Genomic DNA, 25845 nt, shown 5'->3' with positions numbered 1-25845 from the left:
CATGCAACAGCCCCGCGCCCCTGAAGGGGCGCCCACCCCGTACCCACGTACTAGGAACCCACCGTGACCCATCTCAGCGTCGAGATGCTGGCAGCGGAGTCCGTCGAGCCGATCACCTCTGCGGGCCATGCCCAGCTGGGGATCGCCGTCCTCGCGGGCATCGCCGTCATCGTCCTGCTCATCACCAAGTTCAAGCTGCACGCGTTCCTCGCGCTGACCGTCGGGTCGCTCGCGCTCGGGGCCTTCGCGGGCGCGCCGCTCGACAAGGCCATCACCAGCTTCACCGGCGGGCTCGGCTCGACCGTCGCGGGCGTGGGCGTGCTCATCGCGCTCGGCGCGATCCTCGGGAAACTGCTCGCCGACTCAGGGGGCGCCGACCAGATCGTCGACACGATCCTCGCCAAGGCGGGCGGGCGTGCGATGCCCTGGGCGATGGTGCTCATCGCCTCGGTGATCGGTCTGCCGCTCTTCTTCGAGGTCGGCATCGTGCTGCTGATCCCGGTCGTCCTGATGGTCGCCAAGCGCGGCAACTACTCGCTGATGCGGATCGGCATCCCGGCCCTCGCGGGTCTCTCCGTGATGCACGGGCTCATCCCGCCGCACCCGGGACCGCTCGTCGCGATCGACGCGGTCAAGGCGAACCTCGGCGTCACGCTCGCGCTCGGTGTCCTCGTCGCCATCCCGACGGTGATCATCGCGGGGCCGCTGTTCTCGAAGGTCGCGGCCCGTTGGGTGGACGTGCCCGCCCCGGAGAAGATGCTCCCGCAGCGTCCCTCGGAGGACCTGGACAAGCGCCCCGGCTTCGGCGCGACGGTCGCCACCGTGCTGCTGCCCGTCGTCCTGATGCTGGCGAAGGCGCTCGTGGACATCGTGGTCGACGACTCGGAGGCCACCGTGCAGCGGGTCTTCGACGTCATCGGCTCGCCGCTGATCGCGCTGCTCGCGGCGGTGATCGTCGGAATGTTCACGCTGGGCCGTGCGGCGGGCTTCACCAAGGACCGTCTTTCGACGACCGTCGAGAAGTCGCTCGCCCCGATCGCGGGCGTCCTGATGATCGTGGGCGCGGGCGGCGGCTTCAAGCAGACGCTCATCGACGTCGGCGTGGGCCAGATGATCCTGGACTTCTCCAAGGACTGGTCGATCCCCGCGCTGCTGCTCGCCTGGCTGATCGCGGTGGCGATCCGGCTCGCGACGGGTTCGGCGACGGTCGCGACGATCTCGGCGGCGGGGCTCGTGGCGCCACTGGCCGCCGACATGTCGACCACGCACACGGCGCTGCTCGTCCTTGCCATCGGCGCGGGTTCGCTGTTCTTCTCGCACGTCAACGACGCGGGGTTCTGGCTGGTCAAGGAGTACTTCGGTCTTGACGTCGGTCAGACGATCAAGACGTGGTCGGTGATGGAGACGATCATCTCCGTGGTCGCGGGCGGCCTTGTCCTGCTCCTGTCCCTGGTCATCTAGCGCACCGTCTTCCCGGGGCTCCGCCCCGGACTCCACTCCTCAGGCGGCGGAGGGGCTGATCCTTCAGCCCCTCCGCCCTTCAGTCCTTCCGCCGCCACAACGCGTGTTCCCGCTCCGCCCACCCCGGGTCCACGGACCCCGTCCGCATCCCCCGCCGCGCCTCCGGGTCTCCCAGGGCCATCCCCACATGCCCGGCGAGCACCACGCCGACGGCCAGGGCGAGCCAGTCGTGGACGAAGGTGCTGCTGGTGCGCCAGGTCAGCGGGGCGAGGTGGGTGAACCACATCAGCAGGCCCGTGCCGAGCATCACGAGGACCGCTCCGGCCAGCCACCCGGCGAACAGTTTCTGGCCCGCGTTGAACTTCCCCGCCGCGGGCCGCGGCCCGCGCCGCAGCACGGACCGCAGCCATGCCGTGTCGTGCGCGCCGAAGCGGTTCATCAGGCGCAGGTCGCCCCGGAAGGCGCGGGAGGCGAGCCCGGCGAGGAACGGGGCGGGCAGCAGCAGGCCCGACCACTCGTGGACGGTGACCACCAGGGCGCGGCGGCCCACGAGTTCGGCGAACTGGGGGATGTAGAGGCAGGCGGCCGTCGCGACGCACAGGCCCATGAGGGCGGCCGTGGTGCGGTGCACCCAGCGTTCGGCGCGGCTGAACCTGCGGACCCGGACGGGGGCTTGGGGCGGGTGCTCAGACAGTCGGCGCATCGTCCCGCCCGTTCGACCGGCCCACCCACGCGTCCACGTCGTAGCCGCGCCGCTCCCAGTAGCCGGGCACGACCTCGTCGGTCACCGTGATGCCGGAGAGCCACTTCGCCGACTTGTAGAAGTACATGGGGGCGACGTACAGGCGGACGGGTCCGCCGTGGGAGTGGCCGAGCGGCTCGTCCTGCATGCGCAGGGCCACCAACACGTCCTTCCTGCGGGCCTGTTCGAGGGTGAGGCTTTCGCTGTACGTCCCGTCGAAGCAGGTGAACCGGACGGCGCGGGCGGCGGGGCGCACCCCCGCGGCGTCGAGCAGGCGCGTGAGCCGTACGCCTTCGAAAGGCGTCCCGGGCACCCGCCAGCCCGTCACGCACTGGACGTCGCGCACCAGGCGGGTCTGCGGGAGGGCGCGCAGCTCGGGCAGCGTGTAGGTGGCGGGCCGCCGGACGAGGCCGTCGATCTTCAGGCGGTACGTCGACGTGCTCTTGTGCGGCACGGACGCGGCGACGGAGTAGTAGCGGAACCCGCCGCCGTTGGGCAGCAGTTCGGTCAGGCCCGTGGGGTCCTTGTCGGCCGCGGCGCCGAGGAAGGACTCCAGGCCGCGCTGGAGCGGGGGCGCCGCGGCGACGCCGAGGGCGCCGATGCCGAGCATGCCGAGCACGATGCGGCGGCCGACCGGCGCACCGCGCCCGTCGTCCGCCGTGGTCTCTTCTGTGGTCACGCTTCGATTCGAGCACCGGCGGCCCCCGGAGGCCAGGGGCCGCGTGCGGGCGTCAGCGTTCCGTCACAACTCGGCGCCGCCGGACGCCTTCTCCAGCTGGAACGCCTCGTTGCCGAGCCCGATGCGGGCGTGGGCCGCGGGGTTCCTGGAGCGCAGGACCGCGCCGTAGACCACGCCGACGAGGGCGGCGAGCAGGATGATGCCGGGCAGCACCCAGCTGAGCGCCGAGCCCTCGCCCGCGCCGACGAGGACGTCGAAGTCCTTGACGGTGTACCCGGCGATGACGAGCAGGCCGACCGTGGCGAGCGCGGATGCGGTGATCCGCCAGATCTGGGTGCGCGCGGCACCCCTGCGTACGAAGAAGACGATGACGGCGATCGAGGCGGTGGCCATCAGGAGGATCACGCCGAGGGCGCCGATGTTGCCGCCCCAGGTGAACAGGTGGAGGACGGGCGCGGTCGGGTCGCCCGCCTTGCCGTCGTCGGCGATGGCGAAGCCCACGACGACCACGACGGAGACGACGGTCTGCAGCAGCGAGCCGGTGCCGGGGGCGCCGGTGGAGGTGTTGGTGCGGCCGAACGCGGCGGGCAGCAGGCCCTCGCGGCCCATCGCGAAGGCGTACCGCGCGACGACGTTGTGGAAGCTGAGGATCGCCGCGAACATGCCGGTCACGAACAGGACATGGAGGACGTCGGTGAAGGTGCCGCCGAGCCGGGACTCGGTGAGGTTGAAGAGGAGTCCCGCGCTCTGTTCCTGCGCCGCGGGGACGATCCCCGAGGGGCCCGCGGCGACCGTGAGCGCCCAGGAGCTGAGCGCGAAGAAGACCGCGACGAAGCCGACGGCGAAGAACATCACGCGGGCGACGACGACCTGCGGGCGGCTGGTCTCCTCGGCGTAGACGGGCGCCTGCTCGAAGCCGGTGAAGGCCGCGATGCAGAAGCACAGGGAGGTGGCGACGCCCGCGCCGGTCAGCGTGTCCGGGTTGAACGCGTGCAGGGACAGCCCTTCCTTGGCCGGGTCCGCGATGGCCGCGATGTCGAAGATGACGACGAGCGCCACCTCGATGAGGAGCAGCACGCCGAGGACGCGCGCGTTCAGGTCGATCTTCAGCCAGGCGAGCACGGCGACGACGGCGACCGCGACGAGCGCCGGGATCCACCAGGCGACCTCGACCTCGAGGTACGTCTGGAGCAGCCCGGACACCTCGAAGCCGAGCATGCCGTACAGGCCCGCCTGCAGCGCGCTGTAGGCGACGAGCGCGACCAGCGAGGCGCCCGCGCCCGCGGTGCCGCCGAGGCCGCGGGATATGTACGCGTAGAAGGCTCCGGCGTTGTGGACGTGCCGGCTCATCTCGGCGTACCCGAAGCTGAACAGCGCGAGGACGACGCCGAGGATGAGGAAGAGCAGCGGCTGCCCGACGATGCCCATCACCCCGAAGGTGGTGGGCATGACCCCGGCGACGACCATCAGCGGCCCGGTCGCGGCGAGCACGGAGAGCAGCAGGCCCGCCGTGCCGAGCCGGCCGGCCCGCAGCGCGGTCTCCTGGCCCTTGTACGTGCTGATGCCGGTGTCACCCGTCGGTGCTCCGAGGGTGCTGCTGCCGCTCGTTCTCGAACGTCCCGTCGCCATGGCGCGGTGGTCCTTTCGGGGGTACGGATCGGGGGTACGGATGGTCAGGCCGATCCGAGCGCCGTGGCCCGCGCGGCGGTGAACGCCTCGTACGGGTCCCGGTCCGGGTACGACCAGGGGGCCGGGGTCGCGTGCCGTCCGATGCGGTGGAAGAGCGCGGCGGCTTCGGCCGCCCTGCCCTCGCAGGATTTCGCGTGGGCAAGGAAGTTGAGGTCGATCCAGCGGCGCGGGTGGGCGGGGGCGCCGGGCGTCTCCCACTCCAGCCACCAGTCGAAGGCGGCCTTCAGCACGCCCCGGGCGCGGCGTCCCGTCCAGTGCCCGGAGGCGGCGGGATCCGGCGGTTCGAGGCCCGCGGTGGCGAGGACGCGGTAGCGCTCGGCGTGCGCGACGACCGGCAGGACCGCCAACGGCGAGTCGACGGGCGCCTGTTCGGCCGCCCAGGAGGCGAAGTCGTACACCTCGTGCAGCGGGTCCTGCCCCGCGCCGGGGCGCCGCTCGGCGAGCCTGGCCACCATCAGGTGGTGGGCGTGGTGGTGCTCGGGGTGGCGGTGGCGGACCTCGTCGAAGAGGCGTACGACGTCCTCCTCGCGGCCCAGGGACCGTTCGAGCAGGAGCAGCGCGAGCCAGGGCGTCGGGTCGGCGGGCTCGCGCGCGGCCGCCTCGCGGCACACGGCACGCACCTTGTCCGAACGGGCCTTGCCGCGCAGCGCCTTGTGCACGTCAGCGAAGGCGAGCAGCACCTCGGCGTCGTAGCTCTCGGGCTCGGCGAGCCGCCAGTCGCGCACCCAGGCCGCCGTGGTGGGCTCCTGGGCGAGGACGTCGAAGCGGTGCCCCCTGCGGTCCCAGTCGTCGCCGGTGGCGGCGAGCAGGGCGCGGACCTCGGTCCACCGGCCCTGGGTCAACGCGGTGCGTGCGGCGACGAGTTCGGCGTCGTCGAGTGCGGCGTCGAAGGCGTGCGCCGTCCGCTTCTTGCGGGAACGGCCGAGCGGAGGTGGGGGTGGTGACACCGCGGGACGTCCTCCAGGCGCGGCTGCGTGCGGATGATCACGCACAGCAAAGCGGTAGGCGGCACGCCACGTCAAGGCCCAGTGCCACCCCACCCCTTCACCAACTCATTTCAAAATCTGCCGACTTCGCTCCTCACCTGGGACGACTCCCGCCACTGGATGTATGCGCTTTACTTCTACAAGACTTCTACAGTGCTCCCGCGGCGCCCCGGCGCCTACCGCACCGCGGCCGCCGCCGCCCGCCCCGCCGTACGCCCCGAGAAGAGGCAGCCGCCGAGGAACGTGCCCTCCAGGGAGCGGTATCCGTGCACGCCCCCGCCGCCGAACCCGGCGGCCTCGCCCGCCGCGTAGACGCCCGCGAGAGGCTCGCCGCCCTCGGTCAGGACGCGCGAGGACAGGTCGGTCTCCAGGCCGCCGAGCGTCTTGCGCGTGAGGATGTTGAGCCGCACGGCGACGAGCGGACCGGCCTTGGGGTCCAGGATGCGGTGCGGCGCCGCGGCCCTGATGAGCCGGTCGCCGAGGAACCTGCGGGCCCCGCGGATCGCCGTGACCTGGAGGTCCTTGGTGAACGGGTTGGCGATCTCGCGGTCGCGCGCGGCGAGGGTGCGGCGCAGCGCCGCCTCCTGGATCAGGGGCTCCTTGGTCAGGGCGTTCATGCCGCGCACGAGCGAGCCCAGGTCCTTCTCGACGACGAAGTCGACGCCGTGGTCCATGAACGCCTTGACGGGACCCGGCACTTCGGACCGCGCCCGGTCGATGACCCCGCGCACCGACTTGCCCGTCAGATCGGGGTTCTGCTCCGAGCCGCTGAGGGTGAACTCCTTGCCGATGATGCGCTGGTTGAGCACGAACCACGTGTAGTCGTACCCGGTGCCCATGATGTGTTCGAGGGTGCCGAGGGTGTCGAAGCCGGGGAAGAGCGGCACGGGCAGGCGTTCGCCGCGCGCGTCGAGCCACAGCGACGACGGGCCCGGCAGGATGCGGATGCCGTGCTTCTCCCAGATGGGGTGCCAGTTCTCGATGCCCTCGGTGTAGTGCCACATGCGGTCGCGGTTGATCAGTCGCGCGCCCGCGCCCTCGGCGATCCCGAGCATCCTGCCGTCCACGTGCGCGGGCACCCCGGAGATCATCTTCTCCGGCGGAGTGCCCAGGCGCTGCGGCCAGTTGGCGCGTACGAGATCGTGGTTGCCGCCGATGCCGCCGGAGGTGACGATCACCGCCTGCGCCCGGAACTCGAAGGAACCCGTCACCTCACGGCTGCTCGCCTTGCCGCGCTCGACGCCCGACGCCTCGAGGACCTCGCCGGTGACCGTGTCGACGGTGCCCGCGCTGCGCCCGAGACCGCTGACGCGGTGGCGGAACTTCAGCTGGACGAGGCCGCGCGCGACCCCTTCGCGCACCCGCCGCACGAACGGCGCGAGCAGTCCGGGTCCGGTCCCCCAGGTGATGTGGAAGCGCGGCACCGAGTTGCCGTGGCCCTGCGCGTCGTAACCGCCGCGCTCCGCCCAGCCGACGACCGGGAAGAACCTGACGCCCTGCCCGTGCAGCCAGGACCGCTTCTCGCCCGCCGCGAAGTCGACGTACGCCTCGGCCCACTTGCGCGGCCAGTGGTCCTCCGGACGGTCGAACGCGGCCGTGCCCATCCAGTCCTGCAGGGCCAGCGCGTGCGAGTCCTTGATCCGCAGGCGGCGCTGCTCGGGCGAGTCGACGAAGAAGAGCCCGCCGAAGGACCAGTGCGCCTGGCCGCCGAGCGACTGCTCGGGCTCCTGCTCGACGAGGATGACCCGGCGGCCCGCGTCGACGAGCTCCGCGGTCGCCGCGAGCCCGGCGAGCCCCGCCCCGATCACGATCACATCTGCGTCGTACGCCATAGAGGTCGTCCTCCTCGACAGGGTCCCGCAAGGTTACTGGTGGGTCAGATCCTGGATAGCTCCGTGACGGACGTCAACCGACACAGCGCACGAGTTCGTCAAGCGCGCGTGCGCGGAGCGGGACGAAGGGGACTATCGTCGGCCGGGTACCCTCCGGGCGCCGACCCCGGCGCGCTCGCCGTACCCCTCGTCCCACGGCTCCCCGCACGTCAAGTCCCCCTCCCCCGACCCGCCTTGAGCCCCGAGGTGCCTCACGTGCCGGTACTGGTCCTCCTCCTCGCCGTCGGCGCCGCCTGCTGCCTCGGCCTCGGCTTCGTGCTCCAGCAGAACGCCGCCCGGCACGCCCCGCTGAGCGACTTCCTCTCGCCGCGGCTGCTGCTCGACCTGGTGCGGGTGCCGCGCTGGCTCGCCGGGATCGGCCTGATGGTGTGCGGCATGGCGCTCGGCGCGGTCGCCCTCGGGCGCGGCGAGGTGTCCCTGGTCGAACCGCTGCTCGCCACGAACCTGCTGTTCGCGCTCGCGCTCTCCCGCCACCAGACCAGACAGCCGCTCGGCCGCCAGGGCTGGGCCGGGCTCGCGCTGCTCGCGGGCGGCGTCACGGCGTTCATCGTCGCCGGTGAGCCGCGCGGCGGGAGCGTGGTGACGGACCCCGTGCGGCACTGGCTGATCGTCGGCGTGATGGTCGGCGGGGCGCTGCTGCTCACGGCGTACGCGAAGCGGTCCCGGCTCGGCGCGGGGCCCGTGCTGCTCGCGCTCGCGGCCGGGCTGCTGTACGGCGTACAGGACGCGTTGACGCGGGTGAGCGGGCAGCGGCTGTCCGACGACGGCTGGGTGGCGCTCTGCACCGGCTGGGAGCCGTACGGCGTGCTGGCGCTCGGGATCGCCGGGCTCGTCCTGGTGCAGAGCGCCTTCGAGACCGCGCCGCTGCGGATGTCGCTGCCCGCGCTCACGGCGGCGCAGCCGCTCGCCGGGATCGCGTGCGGGGTGGGGTTCCTCGGGGACCGGGTCCGCACCGACGCGGGGGCGTTGGCGTGGGAAGGGGTGGGGCTGCTCGGGATCGTGGTGGGGGTGGTGCTCCTTGGACTGCATCCCGCCATGCCGCAGGGGCCCGCCGCTTCGCGGCGGAGTTCTCCCACCCTCCCGCACGCCTCTCGGCACCGGACCGCCCCGTAGGGGCACCACCCCTCGGCGCCCCACCCTCGCCCCCGCCCCTCGCTTTTAATAATGGCCAGCATTACAGTGGCGGCATGGCCAGGACATCAGGTCCCGAGACCCGGGAGAAGCTCATCCGGGCCGGGGAGGAAGTTTTCGCCGCGCAGGGCGTGGACGGGGCCCAGTTGCGGGACATCGTCCGGATCGCGGGGCAGAGCAACCCCTCGGCCGTGCAGTACCACTTCGGGTCCCGGGGCGGACTCCTCGACGCGGTGATGGCCGCACGGCAGCAACGCACCGAGGCCGTGCTCGCCGGCGAGCTGGACCGCGTCGGCGACGGCGCCGGTCTGCGCGAGCTGCTCGGGGCCCTCGTGGCCGCCGAGGCCACCGAGTTGCGCACGGAGCGCGGGCGGCGCTGTCTGCGGGTGTCCGCGCAGCTCAGCCACGAGAGCGGCGTACGCACCCGCACCCCCCACCCCACCATCGACGGCACCGTCTACTGGCAGCTGATCGGCCGCGTCGAGGACTGCCTCACCGTGGCGGGCCTGCCCGAGCCGGTGCGCCTGGAGCGGCTCGACCTCGCGCTCACGCTGGTCGGCGCCGCCATGGGCGACCGCGCCCGCCAGTATCTGGCGGGCAGCACCCCCCTGACCGACGAGCGGCTCTTCCTCGCCGACCTCGTCGAGACCACCGCGGCCCTGCTGCGGGCCCCGCAACCCCACCTTGGAGACACCCCATGACCGACCACGACCTCACCGGCAAGACCGTCGTCATCACCGGCGCCGCCCGCGGCCTCGGCGCCGAGGCCGCCCGCCAGGCGGTGGCCGCCGGAGCGAACGTCGTGCTGACCGACGTCCTCGACGAGGAGGACAGGGCCACCGCCGACGCGCTCGGCGAGCGGGCCCGCTTCGCGCACCACGACGTGACGTCCGAGGCGGACTGGCAGCGCGTCGCGGAGCTCGCGATCGCCGAGTTCGGCGGCATCCACGGCCTGGTGAACAACGCCGGGATATCCACCGGGCAGTTCCTGGAGTCGGAGTCCGTCGAGCACTTCCGCAGGGTCCTCGACATCAACCTCACCGGCGTGTTCATCGGCATGAAGACCGTCGTCCCCGCGATGAAGGAGGCCGGTGGCGGTTCCATCGTCAACATCTCCTCGGCCGCGGGCCTGATGGGCCTCGCCCTCACCGCCGGGTACGGCGCGTCGAAGTGGGGCGTGCGCGGCCTCACCAAGATCGGCGCGGTGGAGCTCGGCACGGCCCGCGTCCGCGTCAACTCCGTCCACCCCGGCATGACGTACACCCCGATGACCGCCCAGGTCGGCATCGAGAAGGGCGAGGGCAAGTACCCCAACACCCCGATGGGCCGGGTCGGCGAGCCGCACGAGATCGCGGCCGCCCTGGTCTTCCTGCTCTCCGACGCCGCCTCCTACGTGACCGGCGCCGAACTCGCCGTCGACGGCGGCTGGACGGCGGGCCCCACGGTCAAGTACGTCATGGGGCAGTGAGGTTGGATGGTCGGCATGAGTGACTCACACGCCGGACAGGCCGACCCCCGCGAAGAGATCCTGACCATCGTCGACGAGCACGACGAGATCGTCGGCGAGGCCCCGCGCGCCGAGGCGTACGCGCGGGGTCTGCGGCACCGCTGCGCGTTCATCCAGGTGCGGGACGCGCAGGGCCGCGTCTTCGTGCACCGCCGCACCCCGATCAAGCTGGTCTTCCCCTCGCTGTACGACATGTTCGTCGGCGGTGTGGTCGGTGCGGGCGAGTCGTACGAGGACGCGGCGCTGCGCGAGGCGGAGGAGGAGCTGGGGGTGCGTGGACTCCCGCGCCCCACACCGCTGTTCAAGTTCCTCTACGACGACGGCGCCGGGCACAGCTGGTGGTCGCACCTCTTCGAGGTGCGCTGCGACCTGCCGGTGAACCCGCAGGTCGAGGAGGTCGCCTGGCACGCCTTCGTCACCGACGAGGAGCTGGAGCGGCGGCTCGGCGAGTGGGAGTGGGTGCCGGACGGGCTCGACGCCTACCACCGCCTGAAGGCCTTCCGCGCGGGCTGACCGGCACGGCTTATGGTGCGGCCGTGAGCAATTTCGTACGGAGTCTGAGGCCCTGGTTCGCACCCGAGCGCATCCGCGAGGAGGGCGCCACCCCGGACTACCGCTTCTCGCTCGCCAACGAACGCACCTTCCTGGCCTGGCTGCGCACCGCGCTCGCCCTGATCGGCGGCGGCTTCGCGGTCGACCAGTTCCTGCCCGACCTGCGCTGGGCCTGGCGCGTCGGGCTCGCCCTCGCGCTGCTCGCGGCGGGCGTCCTCTGCTCGCTGCGCGCGGTCAACCACTGGGTGCGCTGCGAGCGGGCCATGCGGCGCGGCGACGACCTGCCCCTGAGCCGCTTCCCCATGCTCCTGAGCCTGGCGGTCGCGGCGGTCGCGCTCGCCATGGTGGTGGTCGTGCTCTTCGGGTGGGAGGGGTGACCCGAGAAGAGGCGGCGCACGGCGGGGCGCAGGTCCGGGACCCCGGGCTCCAGCCCGAGCGCACACGGCTCGCGTGGCGGCGTACGACGCTGTCGTGCACGGTCGCCGCGGTGCTCGCCGGACGGGCCGCGCTGCACCACGGCCCCACGGTGGTCGGCGTCCTCGCCTGCGCCCTGTGCCTGCTGCTCTGGGTGGGCTTCCTGACCGTCGCGCACCGCAGGATGGTCGCCCTGACCGCGTGCAGGCCGCGGGCGCTCACGGTCACCGCCGCGCGCGCCGCGGTCCTGTGCACGCTCGCGCTCGCGGTGTGCGCCGCGGCGATGGTGTTCTGAGGCGGCGGCGCGGGGCGGTCAGTCCGTCCACTCCACCGTGACGACGATCTTGCCCCGGGTGCGGCCCTCCGCGTTCAGGCGGTGCGCCTCGGCGGCCCGCTCCAGCGGGAACGTCTCGTCGACGTGCACGGTCAGGACGTCCTGCTCGGCGAGTTCGGCGAGCCGCTGCAGATCGGCCGCGTCCGGGCGTACGAAGCAGTAGTGGCCGCCCAGGCCGATCACCCCGCCGTCCGCGACGGAGGCCAGCCTGCCGCCCGGCGCGAGGAGTTCGGCCGATGCCTTGAGCGCGTCGCCGCCGACCGTGTCGAAGGCCGCGTCGACGCCCTCGGGCGCGAGCGCGCGCACCCGGTCGACGAGCCCGTCCCCGTAGGTGACCGGTTCCGCGCCGAGCTCGCGCAGATAGTCGTGGTTGCGCTCGCTGGCGGTGCCGATGACGCGGGCGCCCGCGTGCCGGGCGAGCTGTACGGCGAGCGAGCCGACGCCGCCGGCCGCCGCGTGCACGAGCACGACGTCGCCCTCCGCGACCGCCAGCGCCTTGGTGATCACCTGGTAGGCGGTGAGTCCGGCGAGCGGCAGGCCCGCGGCCTCCTCGAAGGTGAGGTTGCGGGGCTTGCGGGCCAGGGTGCGCACGGGCGCGGCGACGTACTCGGCGAAGGTGCCGCGCGAGAGGAAGTCCTCGCGCACATAGCCGATGACCTCGTCGCCGACCGCGAACTCCGGGACGGCGGCGCCCGGCTGGACCACCACACCGGCCACGTCCCAGCCGGGGATCACGGGGAAGACCGGGTCGAGGGCGGCGTCGAGGTAGCCCTCGCGGCACTTCCAGTCGACGGGGTTCACGGCGGCGGCCCGCACCTTCACCAGGACGCTGTCGGGGCCGACCTTGGGGTCGCGCACCTCGCCGTACTCGAGGACTTCGGGTCCGCCGTAGCTGCGGTAGCTGATCGCCTTCATGGGGCCGCCTTCGCGGAGGTCGTGGAAACATCAACCAGGCTTCCATAACGGCATCAAAGGGGCATAGGGGGCTAGCCTGAGAGGGTCACCCACCCCTCTCCCCCAAGGTGTGCGCCATGACCACGCTCCACCACGAACACCCCGTCCACGACCACATCCACGGCCCGGCCTGCGGCCACCCCGAGGTGCCGCACGGCGACCACGTCGACTATGCGCACGACGGTCACATGCACCGGCTGCACACCGACCACTACGACGAGTGCGAGGCCGCCGGGCACGTGACCCACCAGGGGCATGACCACCAGCACGGCGACGGCTGCGGGCACGCCGCCGTCGCCCATGCCGATCACGTCGACTATCTGCACGACGGGCATCGGCATGCCGCCCATGACGGGCACTGGGACGATCACTGAGCGCAGTTCCCCGCGCCCCTGCGGGGCTAGACGGCATACCGACTGGTCGGCATCATGTAGTGGCACGCCACCACGATGCCGATCAGGAGTGATCCATGAGCGCTGACCACCCGCCGGGCCTCGGCCTGGAGACGTTGCGCGGCCATCTCGACCGCGAGCGGCCCGGCCTGGTGGGCGGGCCGCTCACCGCCCGGCTCATCGAGGGCGGCCGGTCCAACCTCACGTACGCCGTGACGGACGGCGCGTCCCGCTGGGTCGTACGACGCCCCCCGCTGGGCCACGTGCTCGCCACCGCGCACGACATGAAGCGCGAGCACCGGGTGATCAGCGCGCTGCACCCGACGGACGTGCCGGTCCCCGCGCCGCTGCTCCTGTGCGAGGACGACGCCGTGATCGGCGCGCCCTTCTACGTCATGGAGTTCGTGGACGGCACCCCGTACCGCACCGCCGAACAGCTCGCCCCGCTCGGCCCCGAGCGCACCCGCGCCGCGGTGCTCGGCCTCGTCGACACCCTCGTCGACCTGCACGCCGTGGACCCCGCGGCGGTCGGCCTCGGCGACTTCGGGCGCCCCGACGGCTTCCTCGACCGACAGCTGCGCCGCTGGGGCAAGCAGCTGGACGCCTCGCGCAACCGCGACCTCGCGGGGATCGACGAACTGCACGCCGCCCTGGGGCGCCGGCTGCCCGGCTCCCCCGCCGCCACCGTCGTACACGGCGACTACCGGCTCGACAACGTCCTGATCGGCGAGGACGACCGGATCAAGGCGATCCTCGACTGGGAGATGTCCACCCTCGGCGATCCCCTCACCGACCTGGGTCTCCTGGTGATGTACAGCGCCAGGCTCGAGGTGCCCGACTCCCCCGTCAGCACCACCGCGGGCGCGCCGGGCCACCCCGACCCCGCCGAGCTCATCGAGCGGTACGCCGCGCGGTCGGGGCGCGACGTCTCCGCCGTCTCCTGGTACACGGCCTTCGCCTGGTTCAAGCTCGCCGTGATCCTCGAAGGCATCCACTACCGCTACACGCTCGGCCAGACCGTCGGCGCGGGCTTCGACCGGATCGGCGAACTGGTCCCGGTCTTCATCGAGCACGGCCTCACCACCCTCCAGGGACGACAGGAAGGCTGAGAGACAGCCATGGACTTCGCATTCGACGCGCACACCGAAGAGCTGCGCGGCAAGCTGCTCGCCTTCATGGAGGAGCACGTCCACCCCGCCGAGCAGGTCGTCGAGGAGCAGCGCGCCCGTCTCGCCTCGCCCTGGGACACCCCGGCGGTCGTCGAGGAACTGAAGGCCGAGGCCCGCAGGCAGGGCCTGTGGAACCTCTTCTTCGTAGACCAGCACAGCCTTCCGGACGCGGAGCACGGCGCCGGGCTCACCAACCTCCAGTACGCCCCGCTCGCCGAAATCACCGGCCGCTCCCCGCAGTTGGCGCCCACCGCGCTGAACTGCGCGGCGCCCGACACCGGCAACATGGAAGTGCTCGCGCAGTTCGGCAGCGACGAGCAGAAGAAGCAGTGGCTCGAGCCGCTGCTCGCCGGTGAGATCCGTTCGGCGTTCGCGATGACCGAGCCCGAGGTGGCCTCGTCCGACGCCACGAACATCACCACGCGCATCGAGCGCTCCGCCGACGGCTCCGAGTACGTCATCACGGGCCGCAAGTGGTACATCTCCGGGGCGATGAACCCCGACTGCAAGATCTTCATCGTGATGGGCAAGACGGACCCGGACGGCGCCGACATCCGCCGCCAGCAGTCGATGGTGCTCGTCCCGCGCGACACCCCCGGCCTCCAAGTGCGGCGCGCCATGAAGGTGTACGGCTACGAGGACCACTACCACGGCGGGCACGCCGAGGTGATCTTCGACCGGGTGCGGGTCCCCGCGTCGAACCTGATCGGCGAGGAGGGCGGCGGCTTCGCCATCGCGCAGGCGCGGCTCGGCCCAGGGCGCATCCACCACTGCATGCGCCTGATCGGCATGGCCGAGCGCGCCATCGAGCTGATGTGCAGGCGCGCGGTGGCCCGCACGGCGTTCGGCAAGCCGCTCGCCCGGCAGGGCGTGGTGCAGGAGTGGATCGCCGACGCCCGCGTCACGGTGGAGCAGCTGCGTCTTCTCGTCCTGAAGACGGCCTGGCTGATGGACACCGTCGGCAACAAGGGCGCGCACACGGAGATCCAGTCCATCAAGATCGCGACCCCCCGCGCGGTGGTCGACATCCTCGACCGCGCGGTGCAGCTCCATGGCGCGGGGGGCGTGAGCCAGGACTTCCCGCTGGCGGAACTCTGGGCGGGGGCGCGGACGCTGCGCTTGGCCGATGGGCCGGACGAGGTGCATCAGCGGTCGCTGGCGCGGCGTGAGCTGAAGAAGTACCTGTAGGTGCGCCCCGTAAGGGGCGCGGGGAACTGCGCGCTCAGCCCCCGCCGGGGCGCGGTCGCGTCTGCCGCGGCAGGTTCCACGGCGGGTGCGGCTCTTCGAGGGTTGCTCGCGCAGTTCCCCGCGCCCCTGCGGGCGCCCCCTACGGGGCCCGCAGGGCCCTGAGGAGCAAGTCCGCCAGGTGGTCCGCCACCTGTTGAGGGGAGAGCGGCCCATCGGGCCGATACCACGTGGAGAGGTGGTGGACGGAGCCGAAGTGGTAGTCCACCACCAGGTCCGCGGGGGTCGCGGTGGAGAAGACGCCGGACGCCTGGCCCTCCTCGATCAGCGCGCGGAACCGCTCGTGGTAGCGGCGCCGTTCCGCGCGCACCTGCTTGTTCTTCTCCGGGCTGAGGTGGTGCATGGAGCGGAAGAAGATCGAGGCGTCGTCGAGGTTGTCGATGGTGGTGACCACGACGTCCGCGGCGGCGTCGCGGACCCGCTGCTCGACGGGGGCGTCCGCGTCCGCGATGGCGTCGAGCCGCTCCTGCTGGACGCGGAGCATGCGGGCGTAGACCTCGTGCAGGAGGTCGTCCTTGGAGCCGAAGTAGTGGTAGAGCGCACCCTTGGTGACTCCGGCCGCCTCCACGATCTCCTGGACCGAGGTGCGGTCGTAGCCGTGGTCGGCGAAGAGCCGGGTGGCGGCGGCGAGCAGCCGCTGCGGGACGGGCGTGCCGTCACCGTCCGTCGTCCTGGCCACTGCCGCCACCTGCCTTTCGCATCATTGACTGTTCCGTGCACGGGAACGCAGTTCCCGCCGGAGGATCTTCCCACTTGTGGTCTTCGGCAGCTCCGCCAGGATCTCGACCTCGCGCGGATACTTGTACGCCGCGAGCCGCTCCTTGCAGTGCGCGATCAGCTCGCCCGCGTCCGCGTCGCCGCCGGGACGCAGGCTGACGTACGCCTTGACGCTCTCCCCCCGGTAGCTGTCGGGCACCCCGACGACGGCCGCCTCGCGGACCGCGGGGTGGGCGTAGAGGACGTCCTCGACCTCGCGCGGCCAGACCTTGAAGCCGGACGCGTTGATCATGTCCTTCTTGCGGTCGACGACGTAGAGCCAGCCCGCGGTGTCCATGAACCCGATGTCCCCGGTGCGCAGTTCGCCGTCGGGGAAGGCCTCGCCGGTGGCGTCGGGCCGCTGCCAGTAGCCGGGCACGACCTGCGGTCCGCGGACGACGATCTCGCCCTGTTCCCCGAAGGGGACCTCCGCGCCGAGGTCGTCCACGATGCGTACGACCGTCTCGGGGCCGGGGACGCCGACGGCCAGCGTGCCCGACACCGGGTCGACCGGCGCGGTCTGCCCCGGCGGCACGGCGGCGCAGGGCGCGGTGCACTCGGTGAGGCCGTAGCCGTTGTGCAGATAGGGGCCGAAGGCGGCGCGGAACGTGTCGACGAGGGCGGGCGGCAGCGGGGCGCCGCCCGAGGAGATCATCCGGAAGGAGTCGAAGTGGGCGCGCGTCGCGTTCGGGTGGGCGGCGAGCGCCATGAAGGCGGTGGAGGGGCCGACCGTGTACGCGGGCCGGTGCTCGGCGAAGGCGTCGAGGACGACGCCGGCCTCGAAGCGGTAGGCGAGCGCGAGGGTGCCCGCGTTGGCGATGCACCCGGCGATCTGCGCGACCATGCCGGTGATGTGGAAGAGCGGCGCCATCGCGAAGTAGCAGGAGCCCGGCGGCATCGCGCAGCCGACGCGCTGGCGCTCGGCGTTGTAGGTGATGTTGCCGTGGGTGTTCATGGCGCCCTTGGGGGTGCCGCTCGTGCCCGACGTATAGCTGATCAGTGCGATGTCGGACGGGCCGAGTTCCCGGTCGGCGGGCGCGGGGAGGCCCTGTCTGGCCACCGTCACCAGGTCGTCGGCGTCGGCCGCCTGGGGCAGCCGCTCGAAGTCGAGGACCCGGGGGTCGTTGCGGGTCTGCAGGTCGAGCTGGCAGGCGGTGAGCACGACGCGGACCGGGGAGTCCGCCGCCGTCCCGCGCAGATACGTCTCCCAGGCGCGGTCCGCGCAGATCAGCGCGGTCACGCCCGCGTCGGCGATGACGTGCGCGACCTCCGCGGACTTGTACATGGGGTTGACGGGGACGACCGTCGCGCCCGCCTTCCAGGCGCCGAGCAGGGCGATCACGAAGTGCGGGGTGTTCTGCAGGAGGATCGCGACGCGGTCGCCGCGGGCGATGCCGCGCGCGGCCAGGTGTCCGGCCACGGAGTCGGTGAGCGCGTCCGTCTCGCGGTAGCTCAGGCGCCCGTCGAAGTAGGCGAGGGCGGTGTGCTCGGGGTCCCGTCCGACGGCCGCGCGGAAGGCGTGCACCACGGAGTCGGCGGGCCGTACGGGGCCGCGCTGGGCGTCGTTGAGGCGCGCGAGCCAGGGCTTGGCGGCGTAGATCGAGGTCGGGTCGCTCACCGCTCGGTCGCCTCCCACTTCTGCTGGAGGTGGTTCATGCCGGCCAGCCACTTGTCGGGGGTGGCGGCGCGCGCCTGGTAGTACGCGGCGACCTCGGGGTGCGGAAGGATCAGGAAGCGGTCCTCCGCCATGCCCGCGAAGAGCGCGTTCGCGACGTCGTCGGGTTCGATCGCGGTGGGCGCGAGCACGAGGTCGCCCGCGCTGCCGGTGGCGGCGAGCATGTCGGTGCGCACGCCCTGCGGGCAGATCGCGTGGACCTTGATGCCGCGGTGCCGGTAGGTGAGGGAGAGCCATTCGGCGAAGGCGTACGCGCCGTGCTTGGTGACGCTGTAGGGCGCGGCGCCGATCATGGTGAGCAGTCCGGCGGCGGAGACGGTGGAGACGAAGCGGCCGCTGCCGCGCTCCAGCCAGCCGGGCAGCAGCGCGTGCGCCGCCCGCACATGGGCCATGACGTTGACGTCCCAGGCCGCGGCCCAGACCTCCTCGGGGGCGGCCTCGCTGCCGCCGGAGCCGAGTCCCGCGTTGGCGCAGTACACGTCGACCGCGCCGCCGAGCGCGTCGGCGGCCTCCCGCACGATCAGGGAGGCGTCGCCCGGCACGGCGATGCCGCCCACCTCGTCGGCGACGGCCTTGGCCTTGGCGGCGTCCAGGTCGTTGACGACGACGCGCGCCCCTTCGGCGGCGAAGCGGCGGGCGAGCGCGGCCCCGATCCCGCCTCCCGCACCCGTGACGACAACTCCCTTGTCCTGCAGGGTTTCCACGATCGGTCTCCTTCGACCTGCGGCTCGGCCGGCTCGGCTCTGCTCGCAGACTAACCAGTCGGTATGTCGTGGCGAAAGGGGGGTGCACGGGCCGGGTTCGTTCCCCCGCGCCACCGCTGCCACTAGCGTGCGGGCCCATGAACCTCTCCCGACGAGGACTGCTCGCCGCCACCGCGGGGACCGCCATGACGACCTCGGCATCGGCCCCCGCATCGGCCGCCGCCCCGACCGCCCCAGGACCCGGATCCCGCACGCGCACCGGATTCGAGCGCCTGGCCGCCGACGGCTACCGGCTCCTCGAAGGGCAGCGGGTCGGCGTGGTCACCAACCCCACGGGCGTGACCCGCGACGTGCGGCACATCGTGGACGTGATGCACGCCGACGAGCGGGTGGACCTGGTCGCGGTGTTCGGGCCCGAGCACGGCTTCCGGGGGACCGCGCAGGCGGGCGGTTCGCAGGGCAGGTACGACGATCCCGCGACCGGCCTTCCCGTGTTCGACACCTACCAGAAGAGCGGCAAGGAGCTGGCCTCGGTCTTCACCGCCTCCCGCGCGGACACGCTCGTCTTCGACATCCAGGACGTGGGCGCCCGCTTCTACACGTACATCTGGACGCTCTACGACTGCATGGTGGCGGCGCGGCTCGCGGGCAAGCGTCTTGTGGTGCTCGACCGGCCCAATCCGGTGACCGGCCGGGACGCCTACGGGCCCGTCCTGCAGCGGGAGTTCGCGAGCTTCGTGGGCCGTGAGCCGATCGCGCAGACGCACGGCATGACGGTCGCGGAGCTGGCCCTGCTGTTCAACGGGGAGTTCCTGGAGCGGCCCGCCGAGCTGACGACCGTCCTGATGACGGGCTGGCGGCGCACCGACTTCCACGACGCCACGGGGCTGCCCTGGGTGCCGCCGAGCCCGAACATGCCGACACCCGACACCGCCCTCGCCTACGGCGGCACCTGCCTGTTCGAGGGCACGAACCTCTCGGAGGGGCGCGGCACGACCCGCCCCTTCGAACTGCTCGGCGCGGAAGGCATCGACCGCGCGTGGGCGGCGGCGCTGGGCCGGATCGACCTGCCCGGCGTGCACTTCAGGGAGGCGTACTTCTCCCCCACCTTCTCCAAGTTCCAGGGCAGGACCGTCGGCGGGGTCCAACTCCACGTCCACGACCGGGAGTCGTACGACCCGGTGCGCACCGGCATCGCGCTCCTGGTGACGGCGAAGCGGGCCTGGAGCGGCTTCGCCTGGCGGGACGACCACTGGATCGACCGGCTCACCGGGTCGGCCCGGGTGCGCACGTCGATCGACGCGGGCGCGGACACGGACGAGGTGACGGGCGCCTGGCAGGACGACCTCACGCGCTTTCGCGCGCTGCGCCGCCGGTATCTGCGCCACTGATGACGCCGTGGTGGTGCAGGCCCCACCGGCGACGGTGGAGCCTGCCGGATGGTGGTGTTCCGTGCCGTACGGAATCGTGATCTTCGGTTCTCTCAGGCCGAATCGAGGAGGCACGACATGGCACGGTCCGTACCGCGCAGGACCCCGCTCCTGCTCATCGCCGCGGCGGGGACGGGGGCGCTGCTCGCCCCGCAGACGGCGCAGGCGGCGGCGCCGCGCCCCGCGGATCCGGTCGCGGCGATCGAGCGCGCGGCCCATCCGCTGCGGTCGACGGACCCGGGCGGCAGCACGAAGGACCTGCGACCGCTCGGCCGGATGGTCGGCGGCGCCTCGGTGGTGGGCCTGGGCGAGGCGACGCACGGCTCGCACGAGTTCTTCACCATGAAGGAGCGGGTGTTCCGCCACCTCGTGGAGGAGAAGGGGTTCACCACCTTCGCGCAGGAGGTGAGCTGGACGACGGGGCTTCGCTTCGACGCCTATGTGCGGGGCGGCAAGGGTGACGTGCGCGCGCTCGTCCACCACGAACTGGCGAAGACGCCGTGGGACACGGAGGAGTACGTCCATCTGCTGCGCTGGATGCGCGCGTACAACGACAAGCACCCCGAGCGCCCGCTGCGCTTCATGGGCGACGACCTCAACTACCCCGAGCAGGGTGTCGAGTTGTTCGACGGCGTACGCGACTACGTGCGCGCGCACGAACCGGACCTGCTGCCCCGGATCGACGAGCTGTACGCGCCGCTGCGGCGTCTGACGGACGGCGACACCTACATGGGCCGTCCGCTCGCCGAGCGCAAGGCGCTGGCGAAGAAGGCGACCGCGGCGTACGACCTGCTGAAGAAGCACCGGCCCGCCGAGCAGGACGGCGCCTTCGAACTCGCCCTGCACCACGCCCGGTCGATCGCGCAGACCGGGGACACGTTCGCCTTCCCGCTCGACACGGCGGAGGGCCGGAAGGACGCGATGCTGTACCGCGACCGGCTCATGGCGGACAACACCGCGTGGTGGCAGCGGTACACGGGCGGCAAGGTGTTCCTCTCCGCCCACAACGCCCATGTCGCGTACGAGTCCTACGACCCGCGCTACCCGAAGATGCAGGGCGCGTTCCTGCGCGACCGGCTCGGCAAGCGGTACGCGAGCATCGGATTCACCTTCAACCAGGGGTCGTTCATGGCGCAGGGCGAGGACGACGAGACATGGAAGGCGATCCCCGTGGGTCCTGCGACGCGCGGCATGAACGAGTACACCTTGGACAAGGTGCGCCTGGACGACTACTTCGTGGACATGCGCAAGCTGCCCGCCGACACCAGGAAGTGGCTGAGCACGGCGCGCGTGACCCGCAGCATCGGCTCCGGCTGGCCCGACGGCCCGTACAAGATCCGCCTCGCGCCGTCCCACGACATCCTCATCCACCTGCACGAGGTCACCGCGGCCCATCGCCAGTCTCACTGACCGAGACTGGCCGTATCAAGTATTGACTGTCGCATGTATCCACCACGAGAGTGCCGCTCGTGCAGAGCGAAGCGACAGAAACAGCGAAACAGCAGGTCCAGGGCGAGATCGAGCCAACGGACGCGAGCGGCGAGAGCCTGCGTCGGGTCGCCGTCGCCTCGTTCATCGGGACGGCCATCGAGTTCTACGACTTCTACATCTACGGCACGGCGGCCGCGCTCGTCCTCAACGAGGCGTTCTTCCCGACCCTCGATCCGGTCAACGCCACCCTCGCGTCGTTCTCCACCTACGCGGTGGCGTTCGCGGCCCGGCCCATCGGCTCGGTGATCTTCGGCCACTTCGGGGACCGGGTGGGCCGCAAGTCGGTCCTGGTGGCCTCGCTGCTCCTGATGGGCCTCTCGACCGCGCTCGTCGGACTCCTGCCCGGATACGGCACGTTGGGCATCTGGGCCCCGGTCCTGCTGATCCTGCTCCGCTTCCTGCAGGGCATCGGGCTCGGCGGCGAGTGGGGTGGCGCGGCACTGCTCGCGGTGGAGCACGCGCCGAAGAAGAGGCGCGGCCTGTACGCCGCCTTCCCCCAACTCGGGCCGTCCGTCGGGTTCTTCGCGGCGACCGGCGTCTTCTGGCTCCTGTCGTCCGTGCTCTCCGACGACGCGTTCCGCTCCTGGGGCTGGCGCGTGCCGTTCCTGCTCTCGTTCCTGCTCGTCGGCGTGGGGCTCTTCGTGCGCCTGCGGATCAGCGAGACGCCGGTCTTCGCGAAGGTCATGGCGGCGCAGGAGGCCAGCAAGGTCCCCACGCTCGACGTGCTGCGCCGCCATCCGCGCGAACTGCTGCTCGGCGCGGGCGGGATGGTCGTCGCCTACGGCCTCTTCTACACCGCGACGACGTACTGCCTGGCGTACGCGACGGGCACCCTGCACGTCTCCCGCAACACCATGCTCGGCCTCTCCCTGGCCGCCTGCCTCTTCCTGGCGGCCGGCACCTGGCTCGCCGCGACCCGCTCGGACGGTGCGGGACGGCGCAGGCTCGTCCTCTCGGGCGCGGGGCTCGCGGTGGTGTGGGGTCTGGTGCTCTTCCCGCTCCTGGACACCGGACAGCCGGTGCTCATCGCCCTCGCGATCGGCGGCGCGCTGTTCTGCATGGGGGTGGTCTACGGCCCGATGGGCGCGTATCTGCCGGAGCTGTTCTCCACCAACGTGCGCTACTCGGGGGCCTCGCTCGCCTACAACCTGGGCGGGGTGCTCGGCGGCGCCGTCTCGCCGCTCGTGGCGACCCGGCTGCAGTCCGCGTTCGGCTCCTCGTCGGTGGGCTGGTACGTGAGCGCGATGGCGGTCGTGTCCCTCGTGTGCGTGCTCGCGCTGCCCGAGACACGGGAGCGGGAACTCGCCTGAGCCGCGCCCGGATTCACCGAATTCACACAATGCCAATGCGGGGCCGGACGCATTGCGCGCCGCACGGGAATTCTTCACACGTCTAGACCACTGCGGGAAGCCCTTCGCGAACTCCGCCGCCGGAAATCCCGGCGGCGGAATTCAACGGCTGAGCCACCAGCGTTCGTTCTCCTTGGACAACGCCTCCCACAAGAGATTCAACGGGTGCCCGGGACCGCACGACGCGCGGTCGCCGCGGCGCGTGAACACCCCGACGAGCACCTCGGTCCGCGGCCCGACGTCCCCCACGATGTCCAGGCGCCGCAGCCCGCCCGCCTCCGGCAGGCTGCCGCTCTCGGCGGCCTCCCCGATCCCCTGGGTGACCAGCATCGCCCCGCTGACCACGCCGGAACGCAGCAGCTCGAAGCCGTAGTGCGCGGCCTCTATCTCGGCGGCGACCGACAACTCCTTGCGGTAGTCGGTGCCGTACCAGGCGGTGAGGAAGCGGGCGATGAGCCCGCCCGCCGAGACCACCAGCGGCAGCCGGGTCAGCTCCGCCGCGGTGACCGAGGGACCCGGCAGCCGCTCCTCGGGCAGGTTCGTGAGCAGCGAGAGTCCGCTGCGGCGCCACTCGACGATCTCGTACGGATCGAGCTCGGCCTCCTGCCCCTCCGTCACCACGATGCTGCCGCAGACCAGATCGAGCTCCTTGGCCTGCAGCTTGGCGAAGAGGTCGCCGGTGCGGACGTGGGTGACCTTCAGGTCGACGCCGCGCCGTTCGTACGCCTCGCTCACGCGCTCCACGGCGTCCAGGAGAAATCCGAGCGTGTAGCGGGTCGAGCCCACGGAGAGGGTTCTGCCGAGCCGGCGTCTCGCGTCGTGGATGCCCTCCGTCCACTGGTCCAGGGTGCGCCGTGCCAGCTCGACGAGGGCCTCGCCCGTGGGGGTGAAAAGGACGTCCTTGCCGCGGCCCCGCTTCAGGACGAGCGCCTCTCCGCACAGCGCCCCGAACGTGCGGTTCATCGTGTCCAGTTGCTTCTGCACGCTGGACTGCTCGCGGCCGAGCTGGCGGGCCGCGGCCAGCGCCGTGCCGCTCTCCCGCACCGCGAGCAGGGTGCGCAACTGGTCCATCGTGGTGTCAAGGAGATCCGTGGGGTACTGCTGGGGCCCTGATAATGCCATGTGCGAGTTCTCGCTCTCCGACTCCCTCTGCTTTTACGGCAATGCAGCATAACCACAGCGGGAAACTGATCCGGAGTTCAGCAGAAATTATCTGGGGATTTCTTCCAGAAAATGCTGGATGCGTTCCCGGTACCCATGGAATGGTCGAGCCAATCCCACCCGATCAATCATCTCTGCAAGGAGAGTTACGCTCGTGAGCCATTACCAGGCCGCCCCCGCGCACACCGCACCGCCGGGTGCGGGCGCTCCCCCCACGCGGCGCGCGGCCAAGCGGCCCGGCACCCTCGCCGCCCTGTTCTGGACCGCGACGGCCTCCGCCGTCACCGCGGCGGTCGGCGCGGTCCTCGTCTTCGCCGGCGGCGAGGACATGGCCGAGGAGAACATCAACGACGTCATCGCGGACCACCCGGACGTCGTGGGGCTGCCGTCGGGGACGACCGCGGCCGACATCAAGGCCCTGTCGGGTCCGATCTGGGACGAGCTGGTCAGCGACCGGGCCGGCACGCTCAGCGCCCGTGCGGGATTCGCCGTGTTCACCGCGGTCTGCCTGCTGGTGTTCGCCCTGGGCGCGCGCCGCGGCGCGGCCGTCTGGTCACGGGTCCTGATCACCGTCTCGGCCGTCGTGGCGCTGTTCCCGCACGCCCTCATCCTCGGTGACTACGAACCCGATTCCGTCGCCATGCTGAGTCTGGCGGCGCTGCTCACGGCGATAGGCGCGGTCGTGCTGTGCTGGCTGCCGCCCGTGAACCGCTATGCGAAGCAGCGCACGTCCGGCGCGTAACCGCCGCGGGACCGCATGACGCGCGTCGGGACCGGTGCCTGCGGGGGTGGGTACCGGCACCGGCGCTGCGCGGTGTCTGGCCAGTCGCGCCGGGCCGCAGGAACATACCGGCGTGGAGCCCTACTGGGAATTGACCTTCGACGCCGACGGCGACGTCGACACCGCGCAGCGCGAAGAACTGCTGTCCGGAGCGGAACGCGAACGCGTCACCGATCTGCTGGTCTTCGCACATGGCTGGAACAACGAGCAGCGGGACGCCAGGCGCCTGTACGCGCGCTTCTTCGCCCCCTGCCAGGCCCTGTCCGGGGCGCGGGTGCGTCTCGGTTACGTCGGCGTGCTCTGGCCCGCCATCCGCTTCGCCGACGAGCCCATCCCCGACTTCGACCCGTCGGCCGCTGCTGTCGCCCCGGCCGCGGCGCCCGGTGGGCCCGCCCTCGACGCGGTCACCCGGCAGGCGCTCTCCCGGGCCTTTCCCGGGCACGAGGCGGAGCTCGACCGGATCACCGAGCTGCTCGCCGAGCGCTCCCAAGTGCCCTCGCGATGCTACGAGTTCGGGCGCCTCGTCCGGGACCTCGTGTCGCTGCGCGAGTCCCATCCGGCCCGGCACTTCGGCGAGGACACCGGGGACGGCGAGCCCGCGATGCTCACCGACGACGCGGTCCAGGTGTGCGAGATCCTCGCCGCCGCGCTCGACGACGAGGAGCGTCCCGAGCTCTTCGGGCGGCTGCGCAAACGGCTCTGGAACGGCGCGCACGAGCTGCTGCGGCAGGGCACCTACTACGCGATGAAGCGACGTGCGGGCGCCGTCGGCCAGTTGGGCCTCGGCCCGGCGATCGGGCTGCTCGCCCGCGACGTGCCCACGGTCCGCGTGCATCTGATCGGGCACAGCTTCGGCGCCCGGCTCGTCTCGTACGCGCTGCGCGGGATGCCCGCCGACGTGCGCAGCGTGAAGTCGGTGACGCTGCTCCAAGGGGCCTTCTCGCACTACGCGTTCGCCGAGCGCCTGCCGCACGACACCTCGCGCGGCGGCGCCCTGCACGGCGTCCAGCGGCGCATCGACGGGCCGCTCATCTCCTGCTACTCGCGGCACGACGCCGCGCTGGGCAAGCTCTATCCGCTGGCGTCGAAGCTGGCGGGCGACTCCACGAGCTTCCTCAATCTGTGGGAGCGGTGGGGCGCCATCGGCTACGACGGGATCCGCGCGGTGGACGGCACCGAGCGCATCAAGCTCGGCCAGGCGGTGCCCGGCAAGGGGTGCGTGAGCGTGGACGCGGCCTCGGTGGTGCGGCGCGGCGGTCCGCCCTCCGGTGCGCACAGCGACATCTGCCACGAGGAGCTGGCGCGCGTCGTGTTCGCCGCAGGGCGGATCGCCTCGGTCTGACTCCGGTCC

Annotated in this window: 25 protein-coding genes; 15 read left to right on the top strand and 10 right to left on the bottom strand. The window is 72.0% G+C overall.

The features are described 5' to 3' along the window. Positions 1 to 63 precede the first annotated feature (63 nt). Positions 64 to 1461, top strand: coding sequence for a gluconate:H+ symporter (locus tag ACFWZ2_RS16865; RefSeq protein WP_384546240.1), 1398 nt, complete (start codon positions 64 to 66; stop codon positions 1459 to 1461). 79 nt (positions 1462 to 1540) lie between these two features. On the opposite strand, the gene ACFWZ2_RS16860 is transcribed toward ACFWZ2_RS16865, so the two are convergent. From ACFWZ2_RS16860 to ACFWZ2_RS16840, 5 genes are all read right to left on the bottom strand, one after another. Next, entirely contained in the window at positions 1541 to 2164 is a 624-nt protein-coding gene (locus ACFWZ2_RS16860; RefSeq protein ID WP_384546238.1) for a cytochrome b/b6 domain-containing protein, read from the bottom strand. Further along, entirely contained in the window at positions 2148 to 2813 is a 666-nt protein-coding gene (locus tag ACFWZ2_RS16855) for a molybdopterin-dependent oxidoreductase (RefSeq protein WP_384546268.1), read from the bottom strand. The genes ACFWZ2_RS16860 and ACFWZ2_RS16855 overlap by 17 nt, the downstream gene beginning before the upstream one ends. 132 nt (positions 2814 to 2945) lie before the next feature. Next, the gene (locus ACFWZ2_RS16850; protein ID WP_384546236.1) at positions 2946 to 4511 is read right to left on the bottom strand and encodes an APC family permease; all 1566 of its coding nucleotides are present in this window, start codon (positions 4509 to 4511) and stop codon (positions 2946 to 2948) included. A gap of 44 nt (positions 4512 to 4555) precedes the next feature. Then, positions 4556 to 5518, bottom strand: a complete 963-nt coding sequence (locus ACFWZ2_RS16845) for a hypothetical protein (protein ID WP_384546234.1) — start codon at positions 5516 to 5518, stop codon at positions 4556 to 4558. 215 nt (positions 5519 to 5733) lie between these two features. After that, complete coding sequence (locus tag ACFWZ2_RS16840; protein WP_384546233.1) at positions 5734 to 7389, bottom strand: FAD-binding dehydrogenase; 1656 nt, start codon at positions 7387 to 7389, stop codon at positions 5734 to 5736. Positions 7390 to 7644: 255 nt separating this feature from the next. On the opposite strand from ACFWZ2_RS16840, the gene ACFWZ2_RS16835 reads away from it, so the two are divergent. The 6 genes from ACFWZ2_RS16835 (at position 7645) to ACFWZ2_RS16810 (ending at position 11348) form a co-directional block, all read left to right on the top strand. Continuing rightward, entirely contained in the window at positions 7645 to 8562 is a 918-nt protein-coding gene (locus ACFWZ2_RS16835) for a DMT family transporter (protein WP_384546231.1), read from the top strand. 74 nt (positions 8563 to 8636) lie between these two features. Further along, complete coding sequence (locus ACFWZ2_RS16830; protein ID WP_384546229.1) at positions 8637 to 9281, top strand: TetR/AcrR family transcriptional regulator; 645 nt, start codon at positions 8637 to 8639, stop codon at positions 9279 to 9281. After that, a complete protein-coding gene (locus tag ACFWZ2_RS16825; RefSeq protein ID WP_384546227.1) occupies positions 9278 to 10048 on the top strand; it encodes a glucose 1-dehydrogenase in 771 nt (256 codons plus the stop codon). The genes ACFWZ2_RS16830 and ACFWZ2_RS16825 overlap by 4 nt, the downstream gene beginning before the upstream one ends. Before the next feature lie 15 nt (positions 10049 to 10063). Beyond that, positions 10064 to 10600, top strand: a complete 537-nt coding sequence (locus ACFWZ2_RS16820) for an NUDIX hydrolase (RefSeq protein WP_384546225.1) — start codon at positions 10064 to 10066, stop codon at positions 10598 to 10600. Positions 10601 to 10623: 23 nt separating this feature from the next. Further along, on the top strand, positions 10624 to 11016 hold the full coding sequence (locus ACFWZ2_RS16815) for a YidH family protein (RefSeq protein WP_384546223.1): 393 nt from the start codon (positions 10624 to 10626) through the stop codon (positions 11014 to 11016). Further along, positions 11004 to 11348 carry a DUF202 domain-containing protein gene (locus tag ACFWZ2_RS16810; RefSeq protein ID WP_384546222.1) on the top strand — a complete coding sequence of 115 codons (345 nt, stop codon included), beginning with the start codon at positions 11004 to 11006 and terminating at the stop codon, positions 11346 to 11348. Before ACFWZ2_RS16815 ends, ACFWZ2_RS16810 begins: the two co-directional genes overlap by 13 nt. An 18-nt stretch (positions 11349 to 11366) precedes the next feature. Here the strand turns inward: ACFWZ2_RS16810 and ACFWZ2_RS16805 are convergent, their stop codons facing one another. Then, positions 11367 to 12302, bottom strand: a complete 936-nt coding sequence (locus ACFWZ2_RS16805; RefSeq protein WP_384546220.1) for an NADP-dependent oxidoreductase — start codon at positions 12300 to 12302, stop codon at positions 11367 to 11369. A gap of 116 nt (positions 12303 to 12418) precedes the next feature. Between ACFWZ2_RS16805 and ACFWZ2_RS16800 the strand changes: the two genes are divergently transcribed. From ACFWZ2_RS16800 to ACFWZ2_RS16790, 3 genes are all read left to right on the top strand, one after another. After that, positions 12419 to 12715, top strand: a complete 297-nt coding sequence (locus tag ACFWZ2_RS16800) for a hypothetical protein (protein ID WP_384546218.1) — start codon at positions 12419 to 12421, stop codon at positions 12713 to 12715. Positions 12716 to 12810: 95 nt separating this feature from the next. After that, positions 12811 to 13842: a phosphotransferase family protein gene (locus ACFWZ2_RS16795; protein WP_384546216.1), complete on the top strand. Its 1032-nt coding sequence runs from the start codon at positions 12811 to 12813 to the stop codon at positions 13840 to 13842. A gap of 9 nt (positions 13843 to 13851) precedes the next feature. Next, positions 13852 to 15090 carry an acyl-CoA dehydrogenase family protein gene (locus ACFWZ2_RS16790; RefSeq protein ID WP_384546214.1) on the top strand — a complete coding sequence of 413 codons (1239 nt, stop codon included), beginning with the start codon at positions 13852 to 13854 and terminating at the stop codon, positions 15088 to 15090. Between the two features lie 139 nt (positions 15091 to 15229). Here the strand turns inward: ACFWZ2_RS16790 and ACFWZ2_RS16785 are convergent, their stop codons facing one another. Genes ACFWZ2_RS16785 through ACFWZ2_RS16775 form a run of 3 tightly spaced genes read right to left on the bottom strand, consistent with a single transcriptional unit; the run spans position 15230 to position 18285 of the window. Further along, complete coding sequence (locus tag ACFWZ2_RS16785; RefSeq protein ID WP_384546212.1) at positions 15230 to 15826, bottom strand: TetR/AcrR family transcriptional regulator; 597 nt, start codon at positions 15824 to 15826, stop codon at positions 15230 to 15232. A gap of 21 nt (positions 15827 to 15847) precedes the next feature. Further along, complete coding sequence (locus ACFWZ2_RS16780) at positions 15848 to 17521, bottom strand: class I adenylate-forming enzyme family protein (RefSeq protein ID WP_384546210.1); 1674 nt, start codon at positions 17519 to 17521, stop codon at positions 15848 to 15850. Beyond that, positions 17518 to 18285 carry an SDR family oxidoreductase gene (locus tag ACFWZ2_RS16775; RefSeq protein WP_384546266.1) on the bottom strand — a complete coding sequence of 256 codons (768 nt, stop codon included), beginning with the start codon at positions 18283 to 18285 and terminating at the stop codon, positions 17518 to 17520. Before ACFWZ2_RS16775 ends, ACFWZ2_RS16780 begins: the two co-directional genes overlap by 4 nt. Positions 18286 to 18419: 134 nt before the next feature. On the opposite strand from ACFWZ2_RS16775, the gene ACFWZ2_RS16770 reads away from it, so the two are divergent. The 3 genes from ACFWZ2_RS16770 to ACFWZ2_RS16760 all read left to right on the top strand — a co-directional run bounded on the left by ACFWZ2_RS16770 (position 18420) and on the right by ACFWZ2_RS16760 (position 22513). Beyond that, the gene (locus ACFWZ2_RS16770) at positions 18420 to 19673 is read left to right on the top strand and encodes an exo-beta-N-acetylmuramidase NamZ domain-containing protein (RefSeq protein ID WP_384546208.1); all 1254 of its coding nucleotides are present in this window, start codon (positions 18420 to 18422) and stop codon (positions 19671 to 19673) included. Positions 19674 to 19790: 117 nt separating this feature from the next. Continuing rightward, on the top strand, positions 19791 to 21122 hold the full coding sequence (locus ACFWZ2_RS16765; RefSeq protein ID WP_384546206.1) for an erythromycin esterase family protein: 1332 nt from the start codon (positions 19791 to 19793) through the stop codon (positions 21120 to 21122). 107 nt (positions 21123 to 21229) lie between these two features. Further along, positions 21230 to 22513: an MFS transporter gene (locus tag ACFWZ2_RS16760; protein WP_384546264.1), complete on the top strand. Its 1284-nt coding sequence runs from the start codon at positions 21230 to 21232 to the stop codon at positions 22511 to 22513. 141 nt (positions 22514 to 22654) lie between these two features. Here ACFWZ2_RS16760 and ACFWZ2_RS16755 read toward each other — a convergent pair whose 3' ends face one another. Continuing rightward, positions 22655 to 23674: a LysR family transcriptional regulator gene (locus tag ACFWZ2_RS16755; protein ID WP_384546204.1), complete on the bottom strand. Its 1020-nt coding sequence runs from the start codon at positions 23672 to 23674 to the stop codon at positions 22655 to 22657. A 193-nt stretch (positions 23675 to 23867) separates the two neighbouring features. Between ACFWZ2_RS16755 and ACFWZ2_RS16750 the strand changes: the two genes are divergently transcribed. Together ACFWZ2_RS16750 and ACFWZ2_RS16745 are read left to right on the top strand one after the other, a co-directional pair. Continuing rightward, a complete protein-coding gene (locus tag ACFWZ2_RS16750; protein WP_384546202.1) occupies positions 23868 to 24455 on the top strand; it encodes a hypothetical protein in 588 nt (195 codons plus the stop codon). A 112-nt stretch (positions 24456 to 24567) separates the two neighbouring features. Then, positions 24568 to 25836 carry a serine-threonine protein kinase gene (locus tag ACFWZ2_RS16745; RefSeq protein ID WP_384546200.1) on the top strand — a complete coding sequence of 423 codons (1269 nt, stop codon included), beginning with the start codon at positions 24568 to 24570 and terminating at the stop codon, positions 25834 to 25836. The last annotated feature ends 9 nt before the right edge of the window (positions 25837 to 25845 follow it).

It is taken from the genome of Streptomyces sp. NPDC059002, from assembly GCF_042740435.1.
Taxonomy (GTDB): domain Bacteria; phylum Actinomycetota; class Actinomycetes; order Streptomycetales; family Streptomycetaceae; genus Streptomyces.
Note: the sequence above shows the minus strand (reverse complement) of the source record. Positions and strands in the feature narration are given on the sequence as shown.

Excerpts from the sequence above, each read along its gene's own strand:
- ACFWZ2_RS16860 (WP_384546238.1), bottom strand. The coding sequence starts at position 2,164 with ATGCGCCGACTGTCTGAGCACCCGCCCCAAGCCCCCGTCCGGGTCCGC.
- ACFWZ2_RS16855 (WP_384546268.1), bottom strand. The coding sequence starts at position 2,813 with ATGCTCGGCATCGGCGCCCTCGGCGTCGCCGCGGCGCCCCCGCTCCAG.
- ACFWZ2_RS16850 (WP_384546236.1), bottom strand. The coding sequence starts at position 4,511 with ATGGCGACGGGACGTTCGAGAACGAGCGGCAGCAGCACCCTCGGAGCA.
- ACFWZ2_RS16840 (WP_384546233.1), bottom strand. The coding sequence starts at position 7,389 with ATGGCGTACGACGCAGATGTGATCGTGATCGGGGCGGGGCTCGCCGGG.
- ACFWZ2_RS16830 (WP_384546229.1), top strand. The coding sequence starts at position 8,637 with ATGGCCAGGACATCAGGTCCCGAGACCCGGGAGAAGCTCATCCGGGCC.
- ACFWZ2_RS16825 (WP_384546227.1), top strand. The coding sequence starts at position 9,278 with ATGACCGACCACGACCTCACCGGCAAGACCGTCGTCATCACCGGCGCC.
- ACFWZ2_RS16820 (WP_384546225.1), top strand. The coding sequence starts at position 10,064 with ATGAGTGACTCACACGCCGGACAGGCCGACCCCCGCGAAGAGATCCTG.
- ACFWZ2_RS16805 (WP_384546220.1), bottom strand. The coding sequence starts at position 12,302 with ATGAAGGCGATCAGCTACCGCAGCTACGGCGGACCCGAAGTCCTCGAG.
- ACFWZ2_RS16800 (WP_384546218.1), top strand. The coding sequence starts at position 12,419 with ATGACCACGCTCCACCACGAACACCCCGTCCACGACCACATCCACGGC.
- ACFWZ2_RS16795 (WP_384546216.1), top strand. The coding sequence starts at position 12,811 with ATGAGCGCTGACCACCCGCCGGGCCTCGGCCTGGAGACGTTGCGCGGC.
- ACFWZ2_RS16790 (WP_384546214.1), top strand. The coding sequence starts at position 13,852 with ATGGACTTCGCATTCGACGCGCACACCGAAGAGCTGCGCGGCAAGCTG.
- ACFWZ2_RS16770 (WP_384546208.1), top strand. The coding sequence starts at position 18,420 with ATGAACCTCTCCCGACGAGGACTGCTCGCCGCCACCGCGGGGACCGCC.
- ACFWZ2_RS16765 (WP_384546206.1), top strand. The coding sequence starts at position 19,791 with ATGGCACGGTCCGTACCGCGCAGGACCCCGCTCCTGCTCATCGCCGCG.
- ACFWZ2_RS16755 (WP_384546204.1), bottom strand. The coding sequence starts at position 23,674 with ATGGCATTATCAGGGCCCCAGCAGTACCCCACGGATCTCCTTGACACC.